This is a genomic window from Inquilinus limosus MP06 (assembly GCF_000767795.1).
GTDB lineage: Bacteria > Pseudomonadota > Alphaproteobacteria > DSM-16000 > Inquilinaceae > Inquilinus > Inquilinus limosus_E.
Genome location: NZ_JANX01000362.1, coordinates 1 through 6,395, shown reverse-complemented (window position 1 = coordinate 6,395; position 6,395 = coordinate 1). Strand labels below are relative to the sequence as shown.

The following is a 6,395-nucleotide window of genomic DNA, read 5'->3' as shown; positions in this document are numbered from 1 at the left end:
GTGGCCGGCCCGGCCTATCCCGGCGGCTTCGACTTCCGGCGGCAGCTGTTCTTCCAGGGCATCGGCGGCACCGGCTTCGCCATGGGCAAGGCCGAGCGGCTGGAGGTCGTGGACTCCGCCCCGTCCAGCCTGGCCCGGCTGCAGGACGCGATCGCCGCCCGGGTGCGGGCGCAGGTTTCCGGCGACGCCGCGGCCATCGCCGTCGCCTTCCTCACCGGCGAGCGGGCCGGGATCAGCGATTCGGCGAACCAGGCGATGCGCGATTCCGGCCTGTCGCATCTGCTGTCGATCTCCGGCATCCATATCAGCCTGGTGGCGATCCTGCTGCTCGGCGCGGTGCGGTTCAGCCTGGCGCTGATCGAGCCGGTGGCGCTGCGCCGGCCGATCAAGAAATGGGCGGCCGCCGCGGCCCTCGGCGGCATCGTCGTCTACACCATCCTGGTCGGCGCCTCGGTGCCGACGGTGCGGTCCACGGTCATGACCGGCGTGGTGCTGCTGGCGGTGATGGCCGACCGGGTGGCGATCTCGATGCGCCTCGTCGCCTTGGCCGCCGCCGGGATCCTGCTGGCGGCGCCGGAGGCGCTGCCGGGGCCGAGCTTCCAGATGTCCTTCGGCGCGGTGATCGCGCTGATCGCGGCCTATGACGCGCTGCGGCCGCATCTGTCGCGCTGGCATGCCGGCGGCGGGCCGCTGCGCCGCGTGCTGCTCTATCTCGGCGGCATCGTGCTGACCACGGTGGTGGCGACGACCGCGACCACGCCCTTCGCCGTCTACCACTTCCAGCGCTTCGCCCCGCTGGCGGTGGCCGCCAACCTGATGGCGATCCCGCTGACATCGATCCTGATCATGCCGGCGGTGCTGCTGGCCTATCCGGCCATGCTGCTCGGCCTCGACGGCTGGATGCTGCCGCTCTTGGGCTGGGGCAATGAGGCGATGCTGTGGGTCGCCTACACGGTGTCGTCCTGGCCGATGGCCGCCTTCACCGTGCCGGCGATGCCCGCCTGGGGGCTGATCGCCGGGTCCATCGGCGGGCTCTGGCTGTGCTTGGCCTCCGGCCGCATCCGCCTGCTGGGTCTCCTGGCCCTGCCGGTGCTGGTTCTGGCGTCGCTGACGACGTCGCCGCGCCAGATCCTGGTCGACGCCACCGGCCAGGCCATGGCGGTGCGCACGCCGGATGGCAGCCTGGCCTTCTCCCCCGGCAGCCGGCGCTTCACCCGCGAGATCTGGCTGCGGGCCGAGGCCACGGCGCCGGAGGGGGCGGCCTGGCCGCAGCAGGGTACCGCGGCCGGCGGCCTGCTGGGCTGCGACCCGCGCGGCTGCCTGTACCGCTTCGGCGACACCACGGTCGCCTTCACCCGCAACGGCGAGGGCTTCGACGACGACTGCGCCGCGGCCGATCTGGTGATCACCGGGCTGGTGGCGCCGCGCTGGTGCCGGCCGCGCCTCGGCGTATGGGACCGCTTCGACCTGCGCCGTGCCGGGGGCATCGCCGTCGACCTGTCGGGGCCGGAACCGACGGTGGATACGGTGGCCGAGGCGGTCGGCGACCGCCCCTGGGCCCTGGTCCCGTTCCGGACGGTTGTACCGGAATAGGAAGGGGCAGGTCGGTTTGGCGTTGCCTCTCCCGCAAGCCAGACCTCTCCGATTTCCAAACACCGTCATTGCGAGCGTAGCGAAGCAATCCAGGGGCCGGTGCGCACCGGCCCCTGGATTGCTTCGTCGGCTTCACCTCCTCGCAATGACGGCCAGGAATCGGGATTCCAAAAAAGGTCCCGCAAGCGGGAGCGGCGACGCGCTCAATCTTCTCGAGTCCGTGACCGATCACCGCGCCGTCATCATCGTGCGGCCTTCGGCGTTACCGGCCTTGGCGGCGTCCAGCACCTCCGGATAGGGGTAGTTCAGTCCCAGCAGCTGGCGCAGCTCCGGGCTGGCCTGTTCGACGAAGGCGCGGGGCAGGGCGGCCGGCATGTCCTCCATCGGCTTCACGAATTTCGGCAGGTACTGGATCAGGATCGCCGACCGGTCCTGCCGCGAGCGGTTCGGCATGGCGCAGTGCCAGACCGCGCCGAAGAACACCACCGTGTCGCCCGGCTCGCCCAGCATGCGGCTGCACCGCTCGTGGAAGCGGTCGCTCTCCGCCGGGTAGCGCAGCGCCTTCTGGGTGCCGGGGACATAGGCGGTGGCGCCGGTCTCCTCGGTGAAGGGGTCCAAGAGGATCGTCGCCTGGGCGTTCAGCGGAAAGGCGCCGTTGATCCGCACCGGATGCGATTCCGGCTTGTGCATGTCCCAATAGGGATAGTCGATATGCGGCTCCTGGCCCGGGCCGCCGGGCAGGATGCGGTTGGCGGCGATCGACCCCATGATGAACTCGGTGCCCAGGAAGGCACGCATCACCGCCATCAGCGCCGGATGCGCCGCCATGCGCGAGAACACCTCGCCCTTGGCCAGCAGATTCCACACCCGCCGCTGCAGGGCGATCTTGCCTTCCTGCTCCGCCGCGCCCTGGAAATGCGTGACCTTGGCGGTGCCGTCCTCCGATTCGCGCATCACAACGGCCCGCGCCTCGGCGATCTCCGCCGGGGTGAACAGGCCGCGCAGCAGCACCGCGCCGGGGCCGTCCAGCAGTTCGGTGACGATCGCCTCCGGATCCAGCGTCTCCTGGATAAAGGTCTTCATGTCGTTCCTCCCTTGCCAGGATCGCAGCGTAACTGATTTGCAAGCGCTTGCAAATCGAATGAAGGCCAGTAGAGTTGGAGAAGCGGACGGCCAGGGAGGATCGCGATGACGGGGACGCTGCGGATCGGGCTGATCGGCGCCGGCTACATGGGCAAGGCGCACAGCATCGGCCTGCAGCTGGTGCGAACCGCGTTCCAGCCGGCGCTGGTCCCGGTCTGCGAGATGATCTGCAGCACGACGGGGGAGGGGGCGGCGGCCCATGCCGAAGCCTGGGGCTGGAACCGGTCGACCGCGGACTGGCGGACGCTGGTCGCCGACCCGGCGGTCGACGCCGTGTTCATCGCGACGCCGCCGCGCACCCATCTGGCGATGGCGACCGAGGCGCTGCGGCTGGGCAAGCCGGTGTTCTGCGAGAAGCCGCTGGGCTGCGACCCGGCCGAATCCAGGGCACTGGTCGACGCGGCCGAGGCGGCGGGCGTCGCCACCATGGTCGGCTTCAACTACATCCGCACCCCGGCCAGCCAGCTGGCCAAGCAGATCATCGATGCCGGGGAGATCGGCGAGGTGATCCAGGTCACCGCCGAGCATGTCGAGGACTATCTGCACGACCCGCGGACGCCGGCCTCCTGGCGCACCCGCATCGCGACAGGCACCGAGGCCGGGGCGCTGGGCGATGTCGCCCCGCATATCGTCAATGCCTGCCTGCGGCTGGTCGGGCCGATCGAAGCGCTGGTCGCCGACCTCAACACCGTCGTGACGACGCGCCCCGGGCCGCAGGGCGAAGAGCGGGTGGAGAATGACGACCAGGGCCAGATGCTGCTGCGCTTCGCCAGCGGCGCCACCGGCTCGCTCAGCTTCAGCCGCGTCGCCGCCGGGCGGAAGATGGGCTACACCTACCGCATCACCGGCACCCGGGGCGCCCTGGCCTTCGACCAGGAGAACCAGAACGAGCTGTGGCTGTACGATTCCGGGCGGCCGGCGGCACGCCAGGGCTTCCAGCGGCTGCTGACCGGGCCGGCCCATCCGGACTACCTGGCTTTCAACCAGGGCGTCGGCCACGGCACCGGCTACAACGAGCAGATCGCGATCGAGGCACGGGATTTCCTCGAGGCGGTGGCGACCGGCCGGCCGGTCTGGCCGACCTTCCGCGACGGCTGGGAGGTCGACCGCGTGACCGCCGCCGCCCTGCGCTCCGCCCGCGAGCGCGCCTGGGTGCGGATCGCGGAGATCTGAGCCTCAGCCTCGCAGGCGCGACCGCGCGGTCGGCGACAGGAACGCCACCTCCGGCGGCCGGGCCAGATGCGGCCGCAGCGCCTCGGTGAGGCCGGGGACGGCGTGGCGTTCATAGGCCGCCTGGTCGGGGAAATGAGAGAACCAGACGAAAACCCGCGCATCCTCCCGCACCGGCAGGGCCGGGAAGCCGTTCTCGCCATGCTCGGACACGAAGCTGGCCAGGATCGGCACGCCGGCATCGGCCAGCATCGGCGCCAGCACGGTCTCGAACACCTCCGGGAAGCCGGCTTCAACTCCCGGCTGCAGGTGCCAGGTGGTGGCGACGATGATCCCGCCCGGCACCGCGCCGCTGCCCGGGGCAGGGCGGTCGCGGCCGAGCCGGAATCCCGCTTCCGGATGTGTCGGCCGCAGCAGCAGGACATCGTCGGAATCGATCATGGTGGCGTTGGCGGCGTTGCGATGCGCCCGCCAGACAGGCCCGCCATAGAAGGCCCGCAGCGATTCCGTCCGCGCCGCCAGGTCCGGGAAGCCGCGCAGCCAGACGAAATGGTCGGGCGCGTCCAGATCGCGGAACTGGCCGATGACATCCATCCCGACCGCCTCCTGCGTCTCGACGAACTCCCGGTCGAACAGCGCGATCAGCACGTCACGCCGCCCCGGATGCAGCGTGTAGCGCCGCAGCTCCACGATCGGGCTGAAGACCTCGCCTGCCATGGTTGCCTCCTCTAGAAACAGACCGGTTGTCCTGTTCTAAAACAGACTGATTGTCCGGTTGAGTCAATATGCTACTGTCCGGGCATGAACGAGACGGCGAGCGACTCCAGGCGGAAGCGCAGCTACGACCCCGAGGGCACGCGTCGGCGCGTGCTGGACGTGGCTGCGGAGGCGTTCCAGTCCCGCGGCTACCAGGCCACGGGCATGCATGAGCTGATGCGCGAGGCCGGGGTGACCGGCGGGGCGCTGTACCACCATTTCCCGACCAAGAAGGCGCTGGGCCTCGCCGTGATCCGCGACCGGGTGGCGGCGGAGGTGGAGGAGACCTGGATCAAGCCTGTCCGCACCGCCCCGGATGCGATCGAAGGCATCGCCGCGGTGTTCGAGCGGATCGCAGCGGGGCTGCGGCGGCGCGGCGCGGTCTCCGGCTGCCCGCTGAACAACCTGGTGCTGGAGCTGGCCCTCGCCGATCCGGACTTCCGCGAAGCGATGGATTCTGTGTTCGAAGCCTGGCGGTCGGCGATTGCCGCGCGGCTGCGCGCCGATCAGGAGGCGGGCCGGCTGGCGGCGGCGGATGCCGACGAACTGGCCGCCTTCATCGTCGCCGCCTATTCGGGTGCGATGGCCCAGGCCAAGGCGCGGCAGGACGCGGCACCGCTGGAGGCCTGCGCCCGGCAGCTGATGCGTTGCCTGGAGGGGCTGCGGACCGGCGCCTAGAGGCTCTCCCGCTCCACCAACGCGATGTCGAACAGCCGGTCCTTGATCGGGTGACCGGCATCGGTCAGGCGGGCGGCGATCTCGCCGATGGCGTGTCGCACCATCTCGGCCATCGGCTGGCGGATCGTGGTCAGGCGATAGCCGGGCCAGGCGGCCAGGGGCATGTCGTCGAAGCCGACGATGCCGATGTCCCGCGGCACGACTAGGCCGCGCTCGCGGCAGGCGTCGACGGCGCCGAGCGCCAGGATGTCGTCGCCGCAGAACACCGCCTGCGGCCGGTGCCGGTCCAGCAGGGCGTGCAGGCCGCTTCGGCCATGCTCATGAGAATAGTCGCCGGTGAACTCCACGGCCAGCGGTTCCAGCCCCGCCGTCGCGAGCCCCTGCACGAAGCCGTCAGCGCGGTCGATCGAGGACGAATCGGTCGCGGCCCCGCCGAGGAAGGCCAGCCGTGTCAGGCCGCGTGCCAGCATGGCCTCTGTGGCCAGCCGCCCGCCGGCGACATTGTCGACCGTCACCGCCGGCACCACGGCCTGCGGCCCTGGCCGGCCGAACACATGCACCACCGGCAGCCCGGCGCGGGCGCAGGATTCGGCGAAGCCCTCGGGCGGGGCGGAGGTGGCGATCAACACCGCGTCGACGCTGTATTGCAGCATCATGTCGAGGGCTGAGTCGGCGCCACCATCCTCCGACAGGTTGGCGATCAGTGGCCGCAGCCCGCGGCGCTGCAACTCCCGCGTGAACAGGTCGAACACATCCATGAAGGCCGGGTTGGCGAAATGGGTGGAGACCAGTCCGACCAGCTCGGTCCGGCCGGTCATCAGCCCGCGCGCCAGCCGATTGGGGCGATAGCCCAGCGCCTCGGCCGCCGCCAGAACGCGCGCCCGCATCCGCGGCGAGACGCTTGCGTCCTTGGTGAAGGTGCGGGAGACGGCGGAGATCGACACGCCGGCTGCCTCGGCGACCTGCTGCGCCGTGGCCCGCCCGGCGCCCGGCGGCCGCTGTCCCGATCTGCCGCTCAAGGCGTCGCGGCGGGCTGGGCGCGGGCCAGGCGCAGC

At 71.0% G+C, this 6,395-nt stretch carries 6 protein-coding genes; 3 read left to right on the top strand and 3 right to left on the bottom strand.

Going from position 1 to position 6,395, the window contains the following annotated elements; genetic code table 11:
* Nucleotides 1-1,593 (top strand): ComEC/Rec2 family competence protein (locus tag P409_RS22925; RefSeq protein ID WP_152613498.1); only part of this gene is annotated, 1,593 nt, incomplete at its 5' end.
* A gap of 228 nt (nucleotides 1,594-1,821) precedes the next feature.
* On the opposite strand, the gene P409_RS22920 is transcribed toward P409_RS22925, so the two are convergent.
* The gene (locus tag P409_RS22920) at nucleotides 1,822-2,676 is read right to left on the bottom strand and encodes a phytanoyl-CoA dioxygenase family protein (protein ID WP_052121227.1); all 855 of its coding nucleotides are present in this window, start codon (nucleotides 2,674-2,676) and stop codon (nucleotides 1,822-1,824) included.
* Between the two features lie 105 nt (nucleotides 2,677-2,781).
* On the opposite strand from P409_RS22920, the gene P409_RS22915 reads away from it, so the two are divergent.
* Nucleotides 2,782-3,909, top strand: a complete 1,128-nt coding sequence (locus P409_RS22915; RefSeq protein WP_034844157.1) for a Gfo/Idh/MocA family protein — start codon at nucleotides 2,782-2,784, stop codon at nucleotides 3,907-3,909.
* Between the two features lie 3 nt (nucleotides 3,910-3,912).
* On the opposite strand, the gene P409_RS22910 is transcribed toward P409_RS22915, so the two are convergent.
* Nucleotides 3,913-4,623, bottom strand: coding sequence for an NIPSNAP family protein (locus P409_RS22910; RefSeq protein ID WP_034844156.1), 711 nt, complete (start codon nucleotides 4,621-4,623; stop codon nucleotides 3,913-3,915).
* Between the two features lie 84 nt (nucleotides 4,624-4,707).
* Between P409_RS22910 and P409_RS22905 the strand changes: the two genes are divergently transcribed.
* Nucleotides 4,708-5,340, top strand: coding sequence for a TetR/AcrR family transcriptional regulator (locus tag P409_RS22905; protein ID WP_034844154.1), 633 nt, complete (start codon nucleotides 4,708-4,710; stop codon nucleotides 5,338-5,340).
* On the opposite strand, the gene P409_RS22900 is transcribed toward P409_RS22905, so the two are convergent.
* The coding region (locus P409_RS22900; RefSeq protein ID WP_152613497.1) for a LacI family DNA-binding transcriptional regulator at nucleotides 5,337-6,395 on the bottom strand (1,059 nt) is incomplete at its 5' end. The genes P409_RS22905 and P409_RS22900 overlap by 4 nt on opposite strands.

Coding starts and splice junctions, on each gene's coding strand:
- P409_RS22920 (WP_052121227.1), bottom strand. CDS start 2,676: ATGAAGACCTTTATCCAGGAGACGCTGGATCCGGAGGCGATCGTCACC.
- P409_RS22915 (WP_034844157.1), top strand. CDS start 2,782: ATGACGGGGACGCTGCGGATCGGGCTGATCGGCGCCGGCTACATGGGC.
- P409_RS22910 (WP_034844156.1), bottom strand. CDS start 4,623: ATGGCAGGCGAGGTCTTCAGCCCGATCGTGGAGCTGCGGCGCTACACG.
- P409_RS22905 (WP_034844154.1), top strand. CDS start 4,708: ATGAACGAGACGGCGAGCGACTCCAGGCGGAAGCGCAGCTACGACCCC.